At 57.3% G+C, this 21,802-nt stretch carries 20 protein-coding genes and 1 tRNA gene; 18 read left to right on the top strand and 3 right to left on the bottom strand.

Features of this window, described 5'->3' with window-relative positions; genetic code table 11:
• Positions 1-165: 165 nt before the first annotated feature.
• A complete protein-coding gene (locus tag QN399_RS22940; RefSeq protein WP_330201724.1) occupies positions 166-1,299 on the bottom strand; it encodes an aminotransferase class V-fold PLP-dependent enzyme in 1,134 nt (377 codons plus the stop codon).
• A 78-nt stretch (positions 1,300-1,377) separates the two neighbouring features.
• Here QN399_RS22940 and QN399_RS22935 point away from each other — a divergent pair, with 78 nt between their 5' ends.
• The 6 genes from QN399_RS22935 (at position 1,378) to QN399_RS22910 (ending at position 8,405) form a co-directional block, all read left to right on the top strand.
• Positions 1,378-2,019, top strand: coding sequence for a TetR/AcrR family transcriptional regulator (locus QN399_RS22935; RefSeq protein WP_330201723.1), 642 nt, complete (start codon positions 1,378-1,380; stop codon positions 2,017-2,019).
• Positions 2,020-2,154: 135 nt separating this feature from the next.
• Entirely contained in the window at positions 2,155-3,123 is a 969-nt protein-coding gene (locus QN399_RS22930; RefSeq protein ID WP_330201722.1) for a radical SAM protein, read from the top strand.
• Between the two features lie 128 nt (positions 3,124-3,251).
• A complete protein-coding gene (locus QN399_RS22925; RefSeq protein ID WP_323565956.1) occupies positions 3,252-3,854 on the top strand; it encodes a DUF4823 domain-containing protein in 603 nt (200 codons plus the stop codon).
• 10 nt (positions 3,855-3,864) lie between these two features.
• On the top strand, positions 3,865-4,425 hold the full coding sequence (locus QN399_RS22920) for a DUF1285 domain-containing protein (protein WP_330201721.1): 561 nt from the start codon (positions 3,865-3,867) through the stop codon (positions 4,423-4,425).
• Between the two features lie 106 nt (positions 4,426-4,531).
• The gene (locus QN399_RS22915; protein WP_330201720.1) at positions 4,532-5,542 is read left to right on the top strand and encodes an aspartate-semialdehyde dehydrogenase; all 1,011 of its coding nucleotides are present in this window, start codon (positions 4,532-4,534) and stop codon (positions 5,540-5,542) included.
• An 88-nt stretch (positions 5,543-5,630) separates the two neighbouring features.
• On the top strand, positions 5,631-8,405 hold the full coding sequence (locus QN399_RS22910) for a FimV/HubP family polar landmark protein (RefSeq protein ID WP_330201719.1): 2,775 nt from the start codon (positions 5,631-5,633) through the stop codon (positions 8,403-8,405).
• 125 nt (positions 8,406-8,530) lie between these two features.
• Here QN399_RS22910 and QN399_RS22905 read toward each other — a convergent pair whose 3' ends face one another.
• Positions 8,531-9,571 (bottom strand): acyltransferase, encoded by a 1,041-nt coding sequence (locus QN399_RS22905; RefSeq protein WP_330201749.1) that lies wholly within the window; start codon positions 9,569-9,571, stop codon positions 8,531-8,533.
• Between the two features lie 225 nt (positions 9,572-9,796).
• Positions 9,797-11,554 carry an arsenical pump-driving ATPase gene (gene arsA, locus QN399_RS22900; RefSeq protein ID WP_330201718.1) on the bottom strand — a complete coding sequence of 586 codons (1,758 nt, stop codon included), beginning with the start codon at positions 11,552-11,554 and terminating at the stop codon, positions 9,797-9,799.
• Here arsA and QN399_RS22895 point away from each other — a divergent pair.
• The 12 genes from QN399_RS22895 (at position 11,553) to QN399_RS22840 (ending at position 21,800) form a co-directional block, all read left to right on the top strand.
• Positions 11,553-11,705, top strand: coding sequence for a hypothetical protein (locus tag QN399_RS22895; RefSeq protein ID WP_330201717.1), 153 nt, complete (start codon positions 11,553-11,555; stop codon positions 11,703-11,705). The genes arsA and QN399_RS22895 overlap by 2 nt on opposite strands.
• Before the next feature lie 37 nt (positions 11,706-11,742).
• Entirely contained in the window at positions 11,743-12,468 is a 726-nt protein-coding gene (locus QN399_RS22890; RefSeq protein WP_330201716.1) for an alpha/beta fold hydrolase, read from the top strand.
• 240 nt (positions 12,469-12,708) lie between these two features.
• Complete coding sequence (gene truA, locus QN399_RS22885; protein ID WP_330201748.1) at positions 12,709-13,533, top strand: tRNA pseudouridine(38-40) synthase TruA; 825 nt, start codon at positions 12,709-12,711, stop codon at positions 13,531-13,533.
• Between the two features lie 63 nt (positions 13,534-13,596).
• Positions 13,597-14,217: a phosphoribosylanthranilate isomerase gene (locus QN399_RS22880; RefSeq protein WP_330201715.1), complete on the top strand. Its 621-nt coding sequence runs from the start codon at positions 13,597-13,599 to the stop codon at positions 14,215-14,217.
• A gap of 279 nt (positions 14,218-14,496) precedes the next feature.
• Complete coding sequence (gene accD, locus QN399_RS22875; RefSeq protein ID WP_330201714.1) at positions 14,497-15,417, top strand: acetyl-CoA carboxylase, carboxyltransferase subunit beta; 921 nt, start codon at positions 14,497-14,499, stop codon at positions 15,415-15,417.
• Positions 15,414-16,721: a bifunctional tetrahydrofolate synthase/dihydrofolate synthase gene (gene folC / locus QN399_RS22870; RefSeq protein WP_330201713.1), complete on the top strand. Its 1,308-nt coding sequence runs from the start codon at positions 15,414-15,416 to the stop codon at positions 16,719-16,721. Before accD ends, folC begins: the two co-directional genes overlap by 4 nt.
• Positions 16,705-17,331: an SPOR domain-containing protein gene (locus QN399_RS22865; RefSeq protein WP_323565962.1), complete on the top strand. Its 627-nt coding sequence runs from the start codon at positions 16,705-16,707 to the stop codon at positions 17,329-17,331. Before folC ends, QN399_RS22865 begins: the two co-directional genes overlap by 17 nt.
• Positions 17,332-17,417: 86 nt before the next feature.
• On the top strand, positions 17,418-18,005 hold the full coding sequence (locus QN399_RS22860) for a CvpA family protein (protein WP_330201712.1): 588 nt from the start codon (positions 17,418-17,420) through the stop codon (positions 18,003-18,005).
• 12 nt (positions 18,006-18,017) lie between these two features.
• Positions 18,018-19,523, top strand: coding sequence for an amidophosphoribosyltransferase (gene purF, locus QN399_RS22855; RefSeq protein WP_330201711.1), 1,506 nt, complete (start codon positions 18,018-18,020; stop codon positions 19,521-19,523).
• Positions 19,524-19,538: 15 nt separating this feature from the next.
• Positions 19,539-20,750 carry an O-succinylhomoserine sulfhydrylase gene (locus tag QN399_RS22850; RefSeq protein ID WP_330201710.1) on the top strand — a complete coding sequence of 404 codons (1,212 nt, stop codon included), beginning with the start codon at positions 19,539-19,541 and terminating at the stop codon, positions 20,748-20,750.
• Complete coding sequence (locus QN399_RS22845) at positions 20,747-21,526, top strand: SDR family oxidoreductase (RefSeq protein ID WP_330201709.1); 780 nt, start codon at positions 20,747-20,749, stop codon at positions 21,524-21,526. The genes QN399_RS22850 and QN399_RS22845 overlap by 4 nt, the downstream gene beginning before the upstream one ends.
• A gap of 201 nt (positions 21,527-21,727) precedes the next feature.
• Positions 21,728-21,800: transfer RNA gene (locus QN399_RS22840), tRNA-Val, on the top strand.
• Positions 21,801-21,802: the final 2 nt, after the last annotated feature.

Genomic DNA, 21,802 nt, shown 5'->3' with positions numbered 1-21,802 from the left:
TTAGGAGTAAAACAAAGGCGCTCGGTCCATCGGCACCTTCATTGACGCGTCACTTGGGGGAGATGTCGCGTCAACTAACTTAGTATTGGTCAGGATTGACGGACGTCCAGTCGCAGCTGCTCATTTTTTAAACAGATTTGGAATACACCCGCTTCTGTTGAGTTCTCAATGAGCCGCCAGCGTGCGTACGATGGCCAATGTCTCCTCGATCACCCGCGATTCAGTATAAAAATGTGGGGAAAATCTGATGCCGGGTCCACGTTGAACGCACACCACCTGTTCCTGTTTAAGGCGCTCGAATACGTCGGCGTTCGCTATACCGTCCAGGCTGAAGCTGAGAATTCCCGCGCGTTTTTCAGGGTTTTTCGGGGTATGCAAACGGACACCTGGAATGGCGCTCAACCCTTCTTCGAGCCAGAGAATGCGCTCGGCAATGGCTTTTTCCACTGTGTCCATACCGACGTCTTCGAGCAGCGAAAGGCTGGCCTCTAATGCCATGGTGCCAAGCATGTTCGGGCTGCCGCATTCGAAGCGGCGCGCAGACAGGGCGGGTTCCCATGTCGTGCGGTTGTAGTCACCCATGTGTTCGAGCATGTGCCAGCCGAACTCACTGAGTTTCAGTTGTGGCCGCAATTCGCTACGGCAATAAAACACGCCCAGGCCTTCCGGACCCAGCAACCACTTATGGCCGTCTGCCATGGCGAAGTCGCATTGGCTCGCCTGAACATCAAAGGGCAGGGCGCCCAGTTGCTGGATAGCATCAATGCAGAACAGCACGCTGCGTTGCTTGCAGCCCTGGCCCAGGCGCTCCAGATCCAGGCGCAGGCCGGAAGCATATTGCACCGAGCTGATCGACAGCAGGCGTGTGCGAGCACCGCAGGCTGCAAGCAATGCCGCTTCTGGATCGTTGTTTTTAAGGCTGACCTGGATGACTTCGACGCCTTGGGGCGCTAGCGCTTCCCAGACGACGCGGTTGGATGGGAACTCTTCATCGCTGATAACGATCTGGTCGCCGGCTTTCCAGTCCAGTCCAAACGCAACGAATGACAGCGCTTCCGAGGTGTTTTTGACCAGGGCGATGTCATCGGTCGACGGTGCGTTCAGTAGGCGCATCAGGCGTTCGCGCAAGCGTTGCTCTACCACCATCCAGTCTGGATAGTCGCGCGCACCCAGTAAAACGTTCTCTTGGGCAAAGCGGCTGACGGCAGTCGCGGTGCGTTTTGGCCAAGGTGCGACTGCAGCGTGGTTTAAATATCGCAGACCCGGGGCCTGTGCAAATTCATCAAGAAACGTAGACATGGTCGGATGATCCGTGCAATTTGGCGCAAGTTAGGCATAATACGCGGCTTCGATTTTGACCCCTACAGACCTTTTCTTATGCAAAAAGAACCTCGTAAGGTCCGTGAGTTTCGTCGCCGCGAGCAAGAAATTCTCGATACCGCGCTAAAGCTGTTCCTCGATCAAGGTGAAGACAGTGTCACCGTCGAGATGATCGCTGATGCCGTGGGTATCGGCAAAGGCACCATCTATAAGCACTTCAAGTCCAAGGCGGAAATCTACCTGCGCCTGATGCTCGACTACGAGCGCGATTTGAACGAGTTGCTCCACTCTGCCGACGTCGACAAGGATAAGGAAGCTTTATCCCGCGCCTACTTCGAATTCCGCATGCGCGATCCTCAACGCTACCGGTTGTTCGATCGTCTGGAGGAAAAAGTGGTCAAGGGCAATCAAGTGCCGGAGATGATCGAGGAGTTGCACCGGATTCGCGCGTCGAACTTCGAGCGCCTGACCCTGTTGATCGAGGGCCGGATCAGTGAAGGCAAGCTCGAAGATGTGCCGCCTTATTTCCATTTCTGCGCGTCCTGGGCACTGGTGCATGGCGCTGTGGCCCTTTATCACTCGCCGTTCTGGAGCAATGTGCTGGAAGATCAGGAAGGCTTCTTTCAGTTCCTGATGGACATCGGCGTGCGCATGGGCAACAAGCGCAAGCGTGATACCGATACCCCGCCAGGCAGCTGATATATTCGGTACCGTTATAGCGTCAGGTAGTGAATGCAGGGATCGTCGGTGCGGGAATATACTGGGCTCCGGGGTTGGTTGAAACATGATGTTCAGTCATGTTTTACCGGCCTAATTTCTTAGTCGGAGTCGCTCATGATCGTTGACCGTCAAGGCAGGCGTTTCCGCAACTTGCGAATCAGCCTGACTTCAGCCTGCAACTATGCGTGTACCTACTGTGTGCCCAACGGCAAACGGTTGGTGGCTGCTCAGGATGAATTGTCGGCCGATGCCATGGCGCGTGGCGTAGCCTATCTGATCGAAGCAGCGGGCATTGAGCGTTTGCGCATTACTGGCGGTGAGCCACTAGTGAGCCCGAAGCTGGAAGCGTTCATTGGGCGAGTCGCTCAGTTGGGGCTGGCCGATATCAGCCTGACCACCAATGGACAATTACTCGCTCGCAAGCTGCCATTGCTGGTCGATGGGAGTATTCGTCGGCTCAATGTGTCTCTCGATACCCTTGATCCTGTGGCCTTCCGCCAGATCGCCCGTGGCGGGGATCTGGCCAGCGTGCTGGACGGTATGGATCAGGCGCGCGCTGCCGGGATCAAAATCAAAGTCAATATGGTGCCGCTGCGCGGGCAAAACCTGGATCAGGTGATGCCGATGCTCGACTACTGCCTTGAGCGCGGATACGAGCTGCGGTTTATCGAGTTGATGCGCATGGGCCATCTGGCCAGCGATTCGAATGCCTTCCTGCAGCAGTTTGTCAGCCTGCAACAATTGCTGGCATTGATCGGCGAGCGTTATGAGTACCTGCAAGCCGACGCGCCAGTCGATGCTACAGCTGTCCGCTATCAAATTCCCGACCTTGGTTTTTTCGGCGTGATTGCCAACGAAAGCGTACCGTTTTGCCGTACCTGCTCACGTTTGCGCCTTTCTTCCACGGGCTGGTTGCACGGTTGCCTGTCCTCCAGCAACCGCCATTACGTCGGCGATCTGTTGGATAAGCCACGCCACGAAGCGCTGCCAGCGCTCCAGCGTTTGCTGGTCAGAGCCTTGGGTGACAAGCAGGAAGTCGCGTTTTCCGGCGGCGCCACGATCATGAAAATTATTGGCGGCTAAGCTTCTCGCATCCCGGCGTTCCCACGTAAAACTGTCCATCATCGTCGCTCATACACTGCTTGATGGCGCGGAAGCTGCATCTTGTGCCCATTCGCCGGTTTTCCGTCACCGGCACGAGGGAGTGGATGATGCGTAGTCTGGTTTTGCTACTGACGCTGCTGGCGTTGAGTGGCTGCATGAGTGTCAGTGACATGGGGCAGGGCGCTCACGATCAGTTGAGTGATGCGGGCTTACTCGATCACAGCAACACGAGTCGCGCGAACAATCTGCGTATACAGGCAGACTCCTTCATCTATATTGCCCAGGGCTCATTCGTTCCCCCGGGCAATGCCTATCCGCGGCCTAATGTTGTGGCGGAAGAAGCCTTTGACGGCTTTGTCGAATACTTCCCTATGGTTCGTCGGGCCCGAGCGCCGATTGGTCTGGATGCGGCCTTGAGCGAGGCGCGCGCGGCGGGTGCGCATTATTTGCTGTACACCCGTTTCGCCAAAGCTGACGACAGGATTGGCAACACTGACGAATGGCACGACCAGCAAGCCGTGGATCGGCTGGGCGTCGACAGCGGCGTGATTCAGCTGATGCTGATCGAAACCAGTACCCGCTATTTGATCGATACCGCACGGATTCACACCCGCGGCGGATTGCTGACACTGCGCAACACCAAGCCCGAAGATTTGCTTGGTCCTCCCCTGGAGGACTACGCTCGCAGTCTGTTAGGCATGAGTCGCTAAGGAGAAAGGCATGAGTGGTCCAGGCAATGCCAACGATCTATTCGCGCAGATTCCCAAGTCGAAGGGATTGCCGCCTGTTCATCTGTGGAATCCCGATTTTTGTGGCGATATAGATATGCGTATCGCCCGTGACGGCACGTGGTACTACCTCGGCACGCCCATTGGACGTAAGCCCATGGTGCGCCTGTTCTCCACGATCATGCGCCGTGACGGCGACGACTACTTTCTGATCACTCCCGTGGAGAAGGTCCGGATCAGGGTGGATGACGCACCTTTTGTTGCAGTCAGCCTTGAAGTGGAAGGCCAGGGCGAAGATCAGCGTTTGCGCTTCATCACCAATGTCGAGGATCAGACCGAGGCGGGGCCCGAGCATCCGATACGGGTAGAAATTGACCCGCTCACTCAGGAACCAGCGCCTTATGTCCATGTGCGGGTCAATCTGGAAGCGCTGATGCACCGCAATGTGTTCTATCAATTGGTTGATCTGGCGGTGACGCGAGAAATAGATGGCCAGCGTTGGTTGGGCGTATGGAGTGGTGGCGAATTTTTTCGAATCGGACTCGAACCCTGAAGTGGGTTGTCAGTAGCGCTGGACCTATCTTTGTTCCTGCGGTTAATTGCCTGTCGATACCTCGACGGTTAAAGTGCCGCTCCCCGTTTTTGCTTGAGGTTTTTGCATGAAGCAGTCCTTTGATATTGCCGTGATCGGCGCCACCGGTACTGTTGGCGAAACCCTTGTCCAGATTCTTGAAGAACGCGAGTTTCCGGTGGCCAGTCTGCACTTATTGGCGAGCATCGAATCGGCGGGCCATTCGGTGCCGTTCAAGGGTAAGAACGTGCGCGTGCGTGAAGTGGATGAATTCGATTTCAGCAAAGTCCAGATGGTCTTTTTTGCCGCCGGCCCAGCCATTACCCGCAGCTATGCAGCGCGGGCGACAGCGGCGGGTTGCACGGTGATCGATCTGTCGGGCGGTTTGCCGGCTGAGCAGGCGCCCACTATTATTCCAGAAGTGAACGCGGCCCTGCTTGGCGCGCTGAGAAAGCCGTATCAAATTGCCAGTCCCAGCCCGTCGGCGACGGCATTGGCAGTGGTGATCGCGCCGTTGCGTGCGCTGCTCGGCGTCGTCCGGGTCAATGTCACTGCCTGCCTTGCGGTGTCCAGTCAGGGCCGCGAAGGGGTGGCGGAGTTGGCTAGGCAAACCGCTGAGCTGCTCAATGTGCGACCGATGGAACCACGCTTTTTTGATCGGCAGATGGCGTTCAACCTGCTGGCTCAGGTCGGTACGCCAGACACCCAAGGCCATGTGCCATTGGAAAAGCGTTTGGTCACAGAGTTGCGCGAGTTGCTTGCCATGCCATTGCTTAAGGTGTCCGCTACCTGCGTTCAAGCTCCTGTGTTTTTTGGCGATAGCTTTAGCGTTTCGCTGCAGCTATCGGGTGCGGTCGATCTAGCGGCAGTCAATGCTGCGCTGGAGGCTGCGCCGGGAATCGAACTGATTGAAGCGGGCGATTACCCCACGGCGGTTGGCGATGCCGTGGGTCAGGATGTCGTCTATGTAGGACGAGTGCGTACAGGGATCGACGACCCGGAGGAACTTAATCTGTGGATCACGTCTGATAATGTGCGTAAGGGTGCGGCGTTGAACGCTGTGCAAGTGGCTGAATTGTTGATAAAAGACCTTGTGTAAAAGATACTTGGCAACAATTCAAGAATCGTTTTAGCTTTCAGACTTTATCTTCTCGGTTGCCGAGGAATATTCAAACAAGGGATGGGCTATGGTTCAGGTTCGCAAACTGGTTTTAGCAATCGCTGCCGCTTCGGCGTTGTCGTCCGGTATGGCGCATGCGTTGGTGCTCGGGGACCTGACATTGAAGTCGACCCTGAACCAGCCTCTGGTTGCCGAGATCGAGTTGCTTGATGCGCGAGACCTGAATGCCGGGCAGGTAGTGCCGAGCTTGGCGCCATCCGCTGATTTCGCCCGGGCGGGCGTTGCTCGGCAGGCATTTCTCGATGATCTGACGTTTACCCCGGTGCTGAATGCCAGCGGTAAAAGCGTTCTGCGGATTACGTCGAGCAAGCCGGTTCGTGACCCCTACATGAAATTCCTCGTGCAAGTGCTCTGGCCTAACGGCCGGTTGCTGCGCGAATACAGCCTGTTACTCGATCCGCCGAAGGCCACGCCGGAAGCGGCCGCTGCTGCGCAACTTCCGGCCACTGTACCCGCCGAGCCTCAAGCACCGGCCGCAACGCCGCCTGCACCGGTAGAGGCGCCCGCGCCGACCACGGTCGCGGAGGCTAAACCTGCTCGATACACCACCAGTAAACGCGATACGTTGTGGGAAATCGCCGCCCGCGTGCGCAGTGGCGGGTCGGTTCAGCAGACCATGCTGGCCATTCAGGCGCTGAACCCGGATGCGTTTATTGGCGGTAACATCAATCGGCTGAAAACCGGTCAAGTGTTGCGTCTTCCCGATCAGCAGCAAATCACCACGCTCCCTCAGCCACAGGCCGTCGCTCAGGTGGCGGAGCAAAATGCGGCTTGGCGTCAGCGTCGCAGTTTGCCCGCAGCCGCGCGTCAGGTTGATGCGACCCGTCGCGCTCGTGCCGACGCCGCACCTTCCAAGGTCGACGCGCAGGATAACTTGAGCCTGGTCTCGGGCAGCTCCAAGGCGGGCGGCAAAGGTGCCTCGGGTGATAGCAAGGCGCTTAGTAACAAGCTGGCGGTAGCCAAGGAAAACCTCGACACGACGCGTCGTGATAATGCGGAACTGAAAAGCCGCATGACTGATTTGCAGAGCCAGTTGGACAAGTTGCAGCGCTTGATCCAGTTGAAAAACGATCAGTTGGCGAAGATGCAGGCTGAGGGGGCGACCGCACCTGGCGCCGCTAATACCGTGCCACCGCTACCTGCTGAACTGGTCGCGGCTGATATGGCTGCGAAGGTCCCAGGCGAGATTGCGCCCGAAGATGCTCTGCCACCGGGTGCTGCGCAAGCCAGCGCAGCGTCGGATGCCGCGCCGATTGCCCCTGCGCCTGCCACGCCAGCAGCAGAAGAAGAAAGTGCAGATAATGCATTGAATCAATTGCTTGCCAGCCCGCTGATGTTGGGGTTGGTGGGCGGCGGCGCGCTTTTGGTTGCGCTGCTCTTGCTGCTGCTCCTGGCGCGACGTCGCAATGCTCGGCAAGCGTCTGACAAACATAAACGTATGGCACGGGCGCTGGCCGAAGAAAACCAGTTTGCGGCTGACATGGATTTGCCTGAAGACAGTTTCGACGGTGTCGATGTTCCGCCGCCAAGCGTCATGCTGGCGCCAGTGCCACTGCCTGCTGTTGAGCCGGTGCGTGAACGATCGGCTGACGTTCTTGATCAGGCAGAGGTTCATCTTGCCAACGGTCGTCTCAATCAGGCTGCCGAGCTTCTGGAAGAGGCCATCAAGGAAGAACCGCAACGCAGCGACCTGCGCCTGAAACTGATGGAAGTCTATGCAGAGCAAGGTAATCGCACTGGCTTTACTGGCCAGGAACGCAAGTTGGTGGCCACCGGCAAAAATCACGCTGAAGTCGAACAACTGAAAAGCCGCTATCCGACGATGCTGGTGGCAGCTGCAGGTTTGAGCGCTGCGGCCCTGGCAGCCGAGCTTGACGCCAACTACGTCAAGGACCTGATGCTTGACGAGCCTGAAGCGCCTGCTCCTGCAGCAACTCCGGCACCAGCACCAACACCAGCACCTGCTCCTGCTCCTGCTCCGGTTCCAGCGTCGGCGCCTGTCGCGGAGTCCGATGATCTCGATGAGTTCGACCAGGATTTCGACCTGAGTCTGGATGATCTGGAAGAGGCCTCGCCTGCGATCATCAAAAAACCGGCCGAGTCGACGCTTGATGATGTGCCTGTTTTGGGCGACGAGCTGAACCTTGATGCGCCTTTGGTGAACGACGCGTTGCTCGATGACGATCTGAATTTTGAGGCGGTGTTGCAACAGCAGACGGAAGCCAAGAAAGCCCAGTCCGATAATTTGGCAGATTTCGACCTGGATCTCCCGGAGGAGCAGCCTTCGTTGAGTGCCGAGGATGACTTCCTGCTGAGCCTCAAAGATGACCTGCGAGATCTTCCCGCTTTTGATGACGCTCCGACTCTGGATCAGCCCATCGACGATAATGCGTCTGCGGACGATCTGGAATTGCCGGCTGATTTCGACCTGTCGTTGGCCGATGAAATCGACGCTGAAGCAGCGCCCGATGCTTTCGATTCGGAACTCAACGACGTCAATGCCGAGCTGGAGGGTTTGTCCCAGAGCCTTGAACAGCCACCGATCGCCAAGCCGTTCGAAGCCTCAGGCGTTACCGCAGAAGACGCAGCTCTCGCGGACGGCGAGCCTGAGTTCGACTTCCTGGCGGGTACGGATGAGGCTGCGACCAAGCTTGATCTGGCCAGGGCTTACATCGAGATGGGCGACAACGATGGCGCCCGCGATATTCTCGACGAAGTGGTCGGCGAAGGTGATCAAACCCAGAAAACTGAAGCACAGGAGATGCTGGCGCGCTTGCTCTGAGTCGATGCTCCTGGTTTTACCGTATGACGACCGCCTTGGCGGTCGTTTGCGTTTATGGCGTTTGGCAGGTTCGTCCTGGACGGTGTGGGGCATCCTCCCTGAGGAGTCCCCTGGTGACTCAGGGTTTAAGTTGAGCTGGCCTTTTTACTCAGTCTTCCGATCAGGCAGGTTGCAGAAATGGGCGGAGGGGGTACGAAGAAGAAGTTTAATTTGTAGCGTTCAATGAGCGTGAGGGCGAGCAGTGGCACGGTTATGCCAACCAGGGTTCCCACCGCCAAATGAACGGATGCAGCCTGTACTCCGGCGACCTTCACCAGGATTATCCGTGCACCGCTGCCGGCCAGAACATGCATCAGATAGATCGCCATGGAGGACGTCCCTAAAAACATAAACCATTCCAGGCGAACTTTATCCAGGCACATGGACAACGACACAATAAACAGAATCGAGACCGCCGCGAGCATTAATGCCGTAACGCCGACGACGTCGTAGGTCAGTCCCAGTACGAAGTGAAAAATGTATTGCCCCGCCAGAAAAGCAATACCAAGGCCCATCGCCAATGCTTTGCAGCGCCGCTCGAAAAAATCCTTTATATCGTTGAACACGATACCGAAAACAAAGAAAACGGTATTTCCGGCTATGTAATATACGATGACCCCTGCGTGCAGTTCTTTGCTGACCACAAACAGGACAGCGAAAAACAAGAGCAACAGTGCCGAATAAGCCTTGCTGACCAGCGAATAAATAAGCGCACTTAAAACAAAGATCCAGAAAAGAGCATACAAGAACCAAAACTGCGCCCTTGGGTTCCAGGCAAAAGAAAGCACATCGAGATAAGAGGTGCTGTGGGTGGTGTAATTTGACAGTGCAAGCTCAATGCTGCCTTGCAACAAAGACCAGATGATGAATGGATAGGCGATGGTGTCGATCTTGTTGACGATCAGCCCGCCCGGGCCACGCTTTGTGAGCGACTCGTAAAAGAACAGGCCTGACAGGAAGAAAAACAGCGGCATGTGGAAGCTGTAAATAATGCTGTCTACCATTCGAAATGTATAGGCATCGATAGGCAGTCCGGCACTGTAAACGCCTCTGGCGACGTGACCATATACAACTAAAATGATACCTATCGCTTTTGCGTAATCAACCCAATAGCTTCTGTCCCTCATCGTAAAAACGCCTGTGTAGTGTGGATGTTTACTGCTGGCGATCGGCAAGCGCAAGCTTAGTCGGGTATCAGGTTTGTGCCAGTTCCCAGGCGCAGATAACCACGCCGCGGTCTCGTTGCCTTTCGTCCGCCAAACCGGGTTTTGTTTGGGCGTGGAAGGGGTTTGGAGATCGCGGCGTGTCCTGCGCATGGCACTGCAGGGTAAAGGGGAGAAACAGCAGAAAAACTACAGTGCTGCACTCAATCCAAGCAAACGTTCTACCCCGACAGGCTCCTCAGCCATCAGCGGGATTACGGCATAGCGGTGAGCATGCTCGTGGATTACGTGATCAATTTCCTTGAGCTCATTTGTCGCCCGCTTACGAAGCAGTGGGGATTGGGTCCTGGCTGCCGCGATGCTGTTGTTGATCACCCAGGCCCAAGGCTCAATACCCGCCCGTCGCAGGTCGGCTTGCAGATTGGCAGCCTCTAGCACCGGGGTTGTTTCAGCCAGCGTGACAAGTAAGACCTTGGTTTTCTTGGGGTCTTGAAGCTGCATCATCGGCGTCGTGAAGTGGGTGTTGCTACCTGCCATCTGCCGGGCGATATCGCGATGATAGGCACCGGTGGCATCAAGCAGCAAAAGGGTGTGCCCGGTCGGGGCAGTATCCATGATCACGAACTTCTTGCCAGCCTCCCGAATAATGCGCGAGAAGCTCTGGAAGACCGCGATCTCTTCGGTGCAGGGAGAGCGAAGGTCTTCCGCCAAAAGCGCTTTTCCCTGCTCATCCAGATGCGCGCCTTTAGAGGCCATCACTTGATCGCGATACCGCTGGGTTTCAACGTGAGGATCAATGCGACTGAGGGTGAGGTTTGCCATTGAACCGTCCAGGGTTTCTGCTAGGTGAGCCGCCGGGTCGGACGTGGTGAGGTGAACGGGCAATCCTCTGTGTGCCAACTCGACGGCCACCGCCGCCGCCAGTGTTGTTTTACCGACGCCGCCTTTACCCATGACCATCACCAGTCCATGGCCATCAGCCGCGATGTCATCCACCAGGTCGCTCAAGCTGGGCGCGTGAATCCAGGTAGTTGGAGGATCAAGCGTTTCAGCCGCGCCGTCATCCTCACGTAACAACTGTTTCAGTGCATCAATCCCAACCAGATTGAAAGCTTTCAGGGGGAGTTGATCAATGGGTAACGCCTTGAGCATGTCCGGCATCTGCGCAAGGGCTTCTTGTTCCCGTGCATATACTGCGGCAGCCAAGGGATCTTTATCAGCTTCAGTCCTGGGCAAAATCCCGTTGACCACCAGGTATTGCTGGCGCAGGCCGATGCTCGCAAGTTCCTCGTGGGTGTGTGCAGCTTCGCGTAGCGTGGCGTTCTGGGCACGAGCGACCAGGATGAGTCGAGTCAGTGCCGGATCGGACAAGGCTTCAACCGCCTTGTGATACTGATCACGCTGTTTGTCGAGCCCCGCCAATGGCCCTAGACAAGAGGCGTCGCCTTGACCTGCTTCAAGGAATCCACTCCAGGCGCCAGGCAGTTGGAGTAGGCGAATGGTGTGCCCGGTAGGTGCTGTATCAAAGATGATGTGATCATAGTCATGGAGTAACGTGGCACTCACCAATAGCGCGGTGAATTCATCGAAGGCGGCGATTTCTGTTGTGCATGCCCCAGACAACTGTTCTTCCATGCCCTTCACGACATTGGCGTCCAGTACACCGCGTGCAGGCCCGGTAATGCGATCTCTGTAGGCTTGGGCTGCCGCCTGCGGGTCGATTTCGAGCGCAGATAAATGAGCAACTGCGGGTACAGGGGTTATGCGGTTGCCAATGCTGATGCCAAATACCTGGCCAACGTTGGATGCAGGATCGGTACTCACCAGAAGTACGCGTTTCCCTCGTGCCGTCAGTTCCAGGGCTGCGGCGCAGGCAATCGACGTTTTACCTACACCCCCCTTGCCGGTAAAAAACAGAAAGCGTGGTGCGTTCTCGAGAAACTGCATGAGCGACTCCATCAGGGTTCAAGTGGCCATGTGTGTCGCTCAGAAAGTACGACATTTGAAGGCGGTTGGCGATTTTACCGGGCTTGAACATGATCGCCTACAACGTGTGGTCTTCGCCATTGAGTGCAATACCGTGTACCCGACGTGCTAATCTTTTTAGCCTCTTTCATCCTCCCAGGTCGTTAATAATGAGTAAGTGGCTCGCATTGATGGTTCTGCTGTGCTCGTCTCCGGTTTATGCCGAGGAGGCTGTGCAACGCGACTTGCCGCTTAGTTATCTGGAACAGACCCAGCCAGGTTCGAACAATCAACCTCTGGTCATTTTCCTCCACGGTCATGGTGGTAGCGAGAATGACTTGTTCGGGCTGAAAGAATCTTTACCTGCCCGCTACACTTACCTGTCTGTTCGCGCGCCGATGACACTGACCGATGGCGTCTTCCAATGGTTCGACAAGACTAATCGCACCGGTGAATATGACGGCAACACCGCGCAGGTGAAAAACAGTGAGCGGCTGATCGCCGAGTTTGTCGTTGCTGCGATTCAGAAATACCGGACTTCGGCGAAGAAGGTGTATCTGGTAGGTTTTAGCCAAGGCGCGATGGTGAGTTACTACGTTGCGCTGCACCATCCGCAGGCTATCGGCGGAATTGCGGCGCTGAGCGGAACGATGCTGCCCTCTCTGCGCGCTGAAGTGGAACCGGGCAAGCCTCTGGGAATGCCGGCCACGTTCATCGGTCATGGCACTTCCGATGGGACATTGCCCTTCGCTTTGGCTATTGAGGCGGATCGACTCTTGAAGAGTGGTTCGGTCACGGTGCAGTTTCATGCCTATCCCGGCTTGGGGCATTCGATCAATGACGCTGAAGTGGCTGACCTCAAGCATTGGCTGGAACAGATGAATCGCGGCGCTTGAGTACCTTAATGTTACTTTGTTGCAAAAAATAGGGTGGCGAAAAAAGAGCGACCAGATAGCGCGTGAAGAGGTTGTTGGGTTGCTGGCTGGCAAACCGCTGTTTCTTCGATGGCCACGGAGCGCTTTATAAAGGAAGGCTGGCCTGCGTGGTACTCAGCTTTCAGGTGCGTATAATGGCCGCCACTGCGAAAACGATATTGGCGTAACAAATTGAAAAATATGACCACTGCGGCAGCCGAGATGGCTGCCGCCGGCTTTTCCAGAATCGCATTAGGCGTCGAGTATAAAGGTTCGCGTTATTGCGGATGGCAGCGCCAGGCTTCCGGCGTACTGACCGTTCAGGAAACCCTTGAGAACGCATTGTCCAAAGTTGCTGCGTCCCCCGTCTCATTGTTGTGCGCCGGGCGTACCGATGCGGGTGTTCACGCCTGTGGGCAAGTGGTGCACTTCGATACTCAGGCCGAAAGGTCGCTGAAAGCCTGGGTCATGGGCGCCAATATCAATTTGCCTCACGATGTCAGCGTGACCTGGGCCCAAGTCATGCCGGCGCATTTTCATGCGCGGTTCAAGGCGATTGCCCGTCGTTACCGCTACGTCATCTACAACGATCCGATTCGGCCGGCGCACCTGGGCCAGGAAATCACCTGGAACCACCGCCCGCTGGATGCAGAGCGCATGGCGCTGGCTGCTCAGTACCTGGTCGGCACCCATGATTTCAGTGCGTTTCGTGCCGGGCAATGTCAGGCGAAGTCACCGATCAAGCAGCTGCATCACCTGCGGGTGACGCGTCACGGTCAAATGATCGTCATCGACGTTCGCGCCAACGCCTTTTTGCACCACATGGTGCGTAATATCGCCGGCGTATTGATGACCATTGGCACCGGTGAGCGGCCAATCGAATGGGCCGGGGACGTACTGGAGAGCCGGGTCCGTCGGACCGGTGGCGTGACCGCGCACCCGTTCGGGCTTTACCTGGTGAAAGTGGAATACCACGATGAGTTTGCCCTGCCGGAACGTTACGTTGGTCCGCACTTCTTGACCGGTTTCTCTGAACTTGGCGGCTGACGCCCGGAAAAGCATTTGCTAACATCCGGGACTTTCCCGAACAAGGCTTGAGGTTTTCACTGCATGTCAGGCGTTCGCAGCAAGATCTGCGGGATTACCCGTATAGAAGACGCGTTGGCCGCGGTTGATGCCGGGGCCGATGCCATCGGCTTTGTGTTCTACGCCAAAAGCCCTCGGGCCGTCAGCGTCGAGCAGGCGCGTGCAATTATTGCTGCCTTGCCACCGTTTATTACCACCGTCGGCTTGTTCGTCAATATCAGCCGTTGCGAGCTCACCGAGATACTGGAAGTCGTACCTCTGGATCTCTTGCAGTTTCATGGCGACGAAGCGCCCGAAGACTGTGATGGCTATCATCGACCTTACATCAAGGCGTTGCGCGTGCAGGCGGGTGACGACATTGCCGCCAGTTGCCGAGCCTATTCCAGGGCCAGCGGTATTCTGCTCGATACTTATGTCGCCGGCGTGCCGGGCGGCACAGGCGAAGCGTTTGACTGGTCGTTGATCCCGCACACGCTGAGCAAACCGATTATTCTGGCAGGCGGTTTGACGCCAGACAACGTCGCGCAAGCCATCGCTCAGGTCCGACCTTATGCGGTGGATGTGAGCGGCGGAGTTGAAATGAGCAAGGGCATCAAGGATCACGACAAGATCCGTGCGTTCATGCACGCGGTGCGGGGTTCTTGATCCGCCCGTTGACAGGTTGTTTGCCTGATGTGACGGTTAGTGTTTAGCCACCGTCCATAAGCCTGGCGTAGCAATAAGCGCGCGGGTCGACATTGAATAAGCGACGACGCTGATGCGCGTCGTCACAATGGCGAGTGACGAGGTTCGGTTCATGCAGGTCCGGCGGTATGCCGATCCCTGAAGTGCTTGTCGCCGCTGTACACATGAATTAGCTCAAGGGCATACGCGGGACTGTGAATCGCTAGCGCGATCGAGTCACCGGTACTGGAGAAAGAAAGCATGAGCAACTGGTTGGTAGACAAACTGATCCCTTCGATCATGCGTTCCGAGGTGAAAAAAAGCTCGGTACCAGAAGGGCTTTGGCATAAGTGCCCGTCTTGTGAAGCGGTGCTTTATCGTCCGGAACTCGAAAAGACCCTGGACGTCTGCCCCAAGTGCAATCACCACATGCGCATTGGTGCGCGTGCTCGTCTGAACATCTTTCTCGATGTGGAAGGGCGTGCAGAGCTGGGCGCCGATCTTGAGCCAGTGGATCGCCTGAAATTTCGCGACAGCAAGAAGTACAAGGACCGCCTGGTCGCTGCGCAGAAGCAGACTGGTGAGAAAGATGCGCTGATCTCTATGAGCGGCACGCTGCTCGGGATGCCCGTCGTGGCCTGCGCGTTTGAATTCTCATTCATGGGCGGCTCGATGGGTGCCATTGTCGGCGAGCGGTTTGTCCGCGCGGCCAACTACGCACTGGCAAATCGCTGCCCAATGGTCTGCTTCGCTGCTTCCGGCGGTGCGCGGATGCAGGAAGCGCTGATTTCCCTGATGCAAATGGCCAAGACGTCGGCGGTGTTGGCGCGTCTGCGCGAGGAAGGCTTGCCGTTCATCTCGGTCCTGACCGACCCGGTCTACGGTGGTGTTTCCGCCAGTCTGGCGATGCTGGGCGACGTGATCGTTGCCGAGCCGAAAGCGCTGATCGGCTTCGCCGGTCCTCGTGTGATCGAACAGACTGTGCGTGAAAAACTGCCAGAAGGTTTCCAGCGCAGTGAGTTCCTGCTGGAACATGGCGCCATCGATTTGATCGTTCCGCGTCAAGAACTGCGTCCGCGTCTGGGTAATCTGCTGGCCCAAATGATGAACTTGCCGACACCTAAATTCATCGCCGCACCTTTGGAACCGATCATCGTTCCGCCGGCACCGGCCACTGTATGACCCTGCGTACCTTGGGCGACTGGCTCGCTTACCTTGAGCAACTGCATCCATCGGCCATCGATATGGGGCTGGAGCGTTCGCAACAAGTGGCGGGCAAGCTGGGATTGACCCGGCCGGCCCCCAGGGTGATCACGGTCACAGGGACCAACGGTAAGGGTTCGACCTGCGCGTTCATTGCTTCATTGATGCAAGCGCAGGGGCTCAAGGTGGGCGTTTACAGCTCGCCGCACTTGTTGCGTTACAACGAGCGGGTGCAGGTCCAGGGTGTTGAAGCCACCGATAATCAGCTGTGCGAGGCCTTCGCGGCGGTTGAAGCCGCTCGCGGTAACATCTCCCTGACCTACTTCGAAATGGGTACGCTCGCGGCGTTTTGGCTGTTCGAGCGTGCGGCGCTGGATGCGGTGGTCCTTGAAATAGGCCTCGGTGGACGTCTGGATGCGGTGAACCTGATCGATGCCGATTTGGCCGTGATCACCAGTATTGGCGTTGATCACGCTGACTGGTTGGGTGATACCCGAGAGTCGGTCGCCTTCGAAAAGGCCGGGATCTTGCGTCAGGGGCGTCCAGCCCTGTGCGGCGACCTCAACCCTCCCGCGCCATTGCTCGAACGCGTCAAGGCGCTCGGTTGCCCGTTCCTGTTGCGCGGTCGTGATTTCGATCTGGCGGTGACCGACAGTGACTGGCATTGGCAGGGACATGATGCGCGCGGCCAATTGGTTGAATTGCACCACTTGCCGCTGCTTGACCTGCCGATGGAAAATGCCGCATTGGCGTTGCAGGCTTATATGCTGCTGGATCTTCCTTGGGTGCCGGAACACATTAGTCCAGCCTTGTGCGGCACGCGGTTGACCGGTCGTCTGGATCGGCGCCAGATCAACTGGCATGGCAAGCCACTGAAGCTTTTGCTGGATGTCGGCCATAATCCTCATGCGGCACACTATCTGGCGCAGCGGCTGGCAAGTCGGCCGCTGGCTGGCAAACGCCTGGCAGTTTTCGGATTGCTGGCGGACAAGGATCTCAAGGGCGTACTGGCCGAACTGGCTGGCAGCGTTCAGGAGTGGGCTGTTGCACCTTTACCGACGCCCCGTAGCTGTTCGGCTGGCGAGTTGCAGACCGCGCTACAGAACCTTGGCGCAAGCGTGACGTCTTATCAGAGTGTCGCACTCGCGCTGGAAGGGCAGTGCGATCAAGCGACAGCCGAAGATGAAATTCTGTTGTTCGGATCATTTTATTGCGTCGCCGAGGCCTTGGAATGGCTGGCCCGGCGCGCCAAGGAGGACATTGCAAATGGCTTTGCTGGATAACGTGTTCAAGCAGCGGATGGTCGGTGCACTGGTATTGGTTGCATTGGCGGTGATTTTTTTGCCGATGTTGTTCTCGCGCCAGGATGAAACGCGTCGCGTGTCGGTCGATGTGCCCGCCACGCCGCAAACACCGGCAACGCCTCAAGTGCAGGTCGACCCCGTAGCGGTTCCAGAGCCTCAGTCGTTGCCGCAGGAGCCTGTGCCGACGGACGAAGACCTTGCTCAGCCCAAGGCCTCTTCAGTGCCTGTGCCAATAACCACTGTGACCCCGTCGGTCGCGACCACGCAGCCAGTCCCGGCAGTCAAGCCGGCAGCGGCTCAGGCGCCCGCCAAACCTGCTGCGGACCCCAGTCGTGTGGATGCCAATGGCCTGTCGGTCAGTTGGTCGGTGCAACTGGCCAGTCTGTCCAATCGCGCCAGTGCCGACACGTTGCAGAAAAGCCTGCGTGCTCAGGGTTATAACGCTTATATTCGGTCCTCGGACGGCTTGAATCGAGTGTTTGTCGGGCCGCTGATTGAGCGTGCCGAGGCTGATCGTTTGCGTGATCAGTTGAGCAAACAGCAGAAACTCAACGGTTTGGTGGTGCGCTTTCAGCCTGAGCGAAATTGAGTCTGCCATCTAATCGGTAATAGCTGCTTACGGGCGGGCTGGTGCTCTGCTAAAATACGCCGCCTTATCCGTCCGTAGGCTTCAACGTGCCATTTACCCCGGTTGATTGGGCGATCATTGCGATCATTGCCATCTCCGCTTTGATCAGTTTGAAACGCGGCTTCGTCAAGGAAGCATTGTCGTTACTCACCTGGATCATTGCCGGTGTTGTTGCCTGGATGTTCGGCGGCTCGCTTTCGCAGTACCTTGTCAGTTACATCGAGACACCTTCAGCTCGCGTGATTGCCGGCTGCTCCATCCTGTTTGTCGCCACCTTGCTGGTAGGCGCCATGGTCAACTTTCTTATCAGCGAACTGATTCGCGTCACCGGGCTTTCCGGGACCGATCGTTTTCTGGGTATGGTCTTCGGCGCTGCGCGCGGAGGCTTGCTAGTGGTTGTCGCGGTCGGGCTGTTGAGCCTGGGCCCCGTACAGCAAGATCAATGGTGGCAGCAGTCTAAACTGATGCCACAATTTCTATTGGTCGCTGACTGGTCGAAAAACCTGATTCTCGGGTTGTCCAGCAAGTGGCTAGCCAGCGGTATCAGCGTACCCGCTGATCTCCCGTTCAAGGAACACCTCCTGCCGTCAACAATGTCGCAAGAAGTGTTCGGTAAATCCAGTTCCACTAAGTAGGGGTTGCGTCGCATGTGTGGCATCGTCGGTATCGTCGGTAAGTCGAACGTCAATCAGTCGCTGTATGACGCGCTAACCGTCCTCCAGCACCGCGGCCAGGACGCTGCCGGTATCGTAACCAGCCATGGCGGCCGGTTATTCCTGCGCAAGGATAATGGGTTGGTCCGTGATGTGTTCCACCAGCGCCATATGCAGCGCCTGGTCGGTCACATGGGTATCGGCCATGTGCGCTATCCCACCGCAGGCAGCTCGACTTCGGCCGAAGCTCAGCCGTTTTACGTCAACTCGCCATATGGCATCACTCTGGCGCACAACGGCAACCTGACCAACGTCGAGCAATTGGCCAAGGAGATTTACGAATCTGACCTGCGCCACGTCAACACCAACTCCGATTCGGAAGTGTTGCTCAACATTTTTGCTCACGAGCTGGCCCAGCGCGGCAAGTTGCAGCCGACAGAAGAAGACGTCTTCGCGGCCGTGACCGATGTGCACCACCGTTGCCGTGGCGGATACGCCGTGGTCGCCATGATCACTGGCTATGGCATCGTCGGTTTCCGTGACCCGCATGCCATACGTCCTATCGTCTTCGGTCAGCGTCATACCGACGAAGGCGTCGAGTACATGATCGCCTCCGAAAGCGTTGCGCTGGATGTGCTCGGTTTCACCCTGATCCGTGATCTGGCGCCAGGCGAAGCGGTCTACATTACCGAAGACGGCAAACTGCACACTCGCCAGTGTGCGACCAACCCGCAATACGCACCGTGCATTTTCGAGCACGTTTATCTGGCGCGTCCAGACTCGATCATCGACGGCGTCTCGGTGTACAAGGCGCGTCTGCGCATGGGCGAGCGGCTGGCGGACAAAATCGTGCGCGAGCGCCCTGATCACGATATCGACGTGGTCATCCCGATTCCTGACACCAGTCGTACCGCAGCGCTCGAACTGGCCAATCGCCTGGGCGTGAAGTTCCGCGAAGGTTTCGTCAAGAACCGTTACATCGGTCGCACGTTCATCATGCCGGGGCAGGCTGCGCGGAAAAAGTCCGTACGCCAGAAGCTCAACGCCATCGAGCTGGAATTCCGTGGCAAGAACGTGATGCTGGTGGATGACTCCATCGTGCGGGGCACTACCTGCAAGCAGATCATTCAGATGGCCCGTGAAGCCGGGGCCAAGAACGTGTACTTCTGTTCTGCGGCGCCTGCCGTGCGTTACCCGAATGTCTACGGCATCGACATGCCGAGTGCTCATGAGCTGATCGCCCACAATCGTACGACGCAGGACGTTGCGGACCTGATCGGCGCCGACTGGTTGATTTATCAGGACCTCAGTGACCTGATCGATGCAGTGGGCGGCGGCAAGGTCAAGATCGCAAACTTTGACTGCGCGGTATTCGACGGCAAGTACGTGACCGGCGATATCGACGAGTACTACCTGAACAGGATCGAGCAGGCGCGCAACGACGCCTCCAAGGTCAAGACTCAGGCGGTCAGTGCCATTATCGATTTGTACAACAACTAAGAAGGGGTAGGCGGCATGGCTCACGAATGGGATGCAGGCCGGTTGGACAGTGATCTCGACGGCGTGGGTTTCGACACTCTTGCCGTGCGTGCCGGTCAGCACCGCACGCCAGAAGGTGAGCATGGCGATCCTATGTTCTTCACGTCCAGCTACGTGTTCCGCACTGCCGCCGATGCGGCGGCGCGGTTCGCCGGTGAAGTGCCGGGCAACGTCTATTCGCGTTATACCAACCCGACCGTGCGTTCTTTCGAGGAGCGTATTGCCGCACTCGAAGGTGCTGAGCAGGCCGTCGCCACCGCCACAGGCATGGCGGCGATTCTGGCTGTAGTGATGAGCTTGTGCAGCGCTGGCGATCATGTGCTGGTGTCGCGCAGTGTGTTCGGTTCGACCATCAGCCTGTTCGAGAAGTACTTCAAGCGCTTCGGTGTCGAAGTCGACTACGTTCCGCTGGCCGATCTGTCTGGCTGGGATGCAGCGATCAAGGCCAACACCCGGTTGCTGTTCGTCGAGTCGCCATCAAATCCTCTGGCCGAGCTGGTGGATATCGCTGCACTGTCCGAAATTGCGCATGCCAAAGGCGCGATGCTGGTAGTCGACAACTGTTTCTGCACGCCTGCGCTGCAACAGCCTCTGTTGTTGGGCGCCGACGTGGTCGTGCATTCGGCGACCAAGTTTATCGACGGCCAGGGCCGTTGCATGGGCGGCGTGGTTGCTGGTCGTAGCGAGCAGATGAAAGAAGTAGTGGGGTTCCTGCGGACCGCCGGGCCGACGCTCAGCCCGTTCAACGCCTGGATCTTTCTCAAGGGCCTGGAAACCTTAAGTCTGCGTATGCGCGCTCATTGTACTAGCGCCCAGATTCTGGCCGAGTGGCTGGAACAGCAGGACGGCATCGAAAAGGTTCATTACGCAGGCCTCAAGAGCCATCCACAGCATGCCTTGGCGCAACGTCAGCAAAAAGGCTTTGGTGCGGTGGTGAGTTTTGAAGTCAAAGGCGGCAAAGAAGGCGCCTGGCGCTTTATCGATGCTACGCGGTTGATTTCGATCACCGCCAACCTGGGCGACAGCAAAACCACGATCACCCACCCGAGCACCACTTCTCACGGGCGTCTGGCGCCGCAAGAGCGGGAAGCTGCGGGGATTCGTGACAGCTTGATCAGGGTTGCGGTGGGTCTCGAAGACGTTGCCGACTTGCAGACGGATCTGGCGCGCGGGCTGGCGGCTTTGTGAGTGAGTGGGCGGTGGAAGCGGCCCCAGCCAGCAATGGCCGGGTCGCGTTGGTCACAGGGGCTGCTCGCGGTATTGGTCTGGGCATTGCCGCCTGGCTGATCAGCGAAGGCTGGCAGGTGGTGTTGACGGACCGGGATCGTGTTCGTGGTTCGAAAGTGACCAAGGTGCTTGGCGAAAACGCCTGGTTCATTGCCATGGACGTGTCCAGTGAAGAGCAAGTGGCGCTGTGTGTGGCTGAAGTGCTGGGGCAGTTCGGTCGCCTTGATGCGCTGGTGTGCAATGCGGCCGTTGCCGATCCACACAACGCAACACTGGAAAGCTTGAGTCTTCATGACTGGAACCGGGTACTGGCTGTCAATCTCAGTGGGCCGATGCTGCTGGCCAAGCATTGCGCGCCTTACCTGCGCGCTCACGGTGGCGCCATCGTCAATCTGACCTCCACCCGTGCCACACAATCGGAACCGGACACTGAGGCCTACGCAGCGAGCAAGGGCGGCCTGTTGGCGTTGACCCATGCTCTGGCCATCAGTTTGGGGCCGGAAATTCGTGTAAACGCTGTCAGCCCCGGCTGGATCGATACTCGTGATCCGTCAGTGCGGCGTGCAGAGCCTTTGTCCGATAGTGACCATGCCCAGCACCCGGTGGGCAGGGTGGGGACGGTTGAAGACGTGGCTGCGATGGTGGTCTGGCTGCTGTCGAAAAATGCAGGGTTCGTCACCGGTCAGGAGTTTGTGGTTGATGGCGGCATGACCAGGAAGATGGTTTATCAGGATTGAGGTTTTCAGCGAAAGCGCTGTATCAAACCGGCATGACCAGAATGTGCCGATCTGTTCGCGGATAGGTACGCACTCGCAAATGTGATTCGGTAAAGCGATGTCAGGCAATTGATTCAAAATGGTACTTTTTAAAAAAACTTCAAGCAGGGTATTGACTTAGGTTCGATACCTGCGTAAATTTCGCGGCCTCAACGAAGCAAAGGGTGATTAGCTCAGCTGGGAGAGCAGCTGCCTTACAAGCAGCGGGTCGGCGGTTCGATCCCGTCATCACCCACC

Source organism: Pseudomonas sp. 10C3, assembly GCF_036346185.1.
Classification (GTDB): domain Bacteria; phylum Pseudomonadota; class Gammaproteobacteria; order Pseudomonadales; family Pseudomonadaceae; genus Aquipseudomonas.
The sequence above is the reverse complement of the archived record's forward strand: the minus strand, read 5'-3'. Positions and strand labels throughout refer to the sequence as shown.

What these genes read in the sequence shown, in the direction of transcription:
- accD (WP_330201714.1), top strand. Translation starts at nt 14,497, where the DNA reads ATGAGCAACTGGTTGGTAGACAAACTGATCCCTTCGATCATGCGTTCC.
- QN399_RS22935 (WP_330201723.1), top strand. Translation starts at nt 1,378, where the DNA reads ATGCAAAAAGAACCTCGTAAGGTCCGTGAGTTTCGTCGCCGCGAGCAA.
- QN399_RS22915 (WP_330201720.1), top strand. Translation starts at nt 4,532, where the DNA reads ATGAAGCAGTCCTTTGATATTGCCGTGATCGGCGCCACCGGTACTGTT.
- QN399_RS22910 (WP_330201719.1), top strand. Translation starts at nt 5,631, where the DNA reads ATGGTTCAGGTTCGCAAACTGGTTTTAGCAATCGCTGCCGCTTCGGCG.
- purF (WP_330201711.1), top strand. Translation starts at nt 18,018, where the DNA reads ATGTGTGGCATCGTCGGTATCGTCGGTAAGTCGAACGTCAATCAGTCG.
- QN399_RS22920 (WP_330201721.1), top strand. Translation starts at nt 3,865, where the DNA reads ATGAGTGGTCCAGGCAATGCCAACGATCTATTCGCGCAGATTCCCAAG.
- QN399_RS22905 (WP_330201749.1), bottom strand. Translation starts at nt 9,571, where the DNA reads ATGAGGGACAGAAGCTATTGGGTTGATTACGCAAAAGCGATAGGTATC.
- QN399_RS22880 (WP_330201715.1), top strand. Translation starts at nt 13,597, where the DNA reads ATGTCAGGCGTTCGCAGCAAGATCTGCGGGATTACCCGTATAGAAGAC.
- arsA (WP_330201718.1), bottom strand. Translation starts at nt 11,554, where the DNA reads ATGCAGTTTCTCGAGAACGCACCACGCTTTCTGTTTTTTACCGGCAAG.
- QN399_RS22890 (WP_330201716.1), top strand. Translation starts at nt 11,743, where the DNA reads ATGAGTAAGTGGCTCGCATTGATGGTTCTGCTGTGCTCGTCTCCGGTT.
- QN399_RS22925 (WP_323565956.1), top strand. Translation starts at nt 3,252, where the DNA reads ATGCGTAGTCTGGTTTTGCTACTGACGCTGCTGGCGTTGAGTGGCTGC.
- QN399_RS22865 (WP_323565962.1), top strand. Translation starts at nt 16,705, where the DNA reads ATGGCTTTGCTGGATAACGTGTTCAAGCAGCGGATGGTCGGTGCACTG.
- QN399_RS22850 (WP_330201710.1), top strand. Translation starts at nt 19,539, where the DNA reads ATGGCTCACGAATGGGATGCAGGCCGGTTGGACAGTGATCTCGACGGC.
- QN399_RS22895 (WP_330201717.1), top strand. Translation starts at nt 11,553, where the DNA reads ATGAGCGACTCCATCAGGGTTCAAGTGGCCATGTGTGTCGCTCAGAAA.
- QN399_RS22930 (WP_330201722.1), top strand. Translation starts at nt 2,155, where the DNA reads ATGATCGTTGACCGTCAAGGCAGGCGTTTCCGCAACTTGCGAATCAGC.
- QN399_RS22940 (WP_330201724.1), bottom strand. Translation starts at nt 1,299, where the DNA reads ATGTCTACGTTTCTTGATGAATTTGCACAGGCCCCGGGTCTGCGATAT.
- folC (WP_330201713.1), top strand. Translation starts at nt 15,414, where the DNA reads ATGACCCTGCGTACCTTGGGCGACTGGCTCGCTTACCTTGAGCAACTG.
- truA (WP_330201748.1), top strand. Translation starts at nt 12,709, where the DNA reads ATGGCTGCCGCCGGCTTTTCCAGAATCGCATTAGGCGTCGAGTATAAA.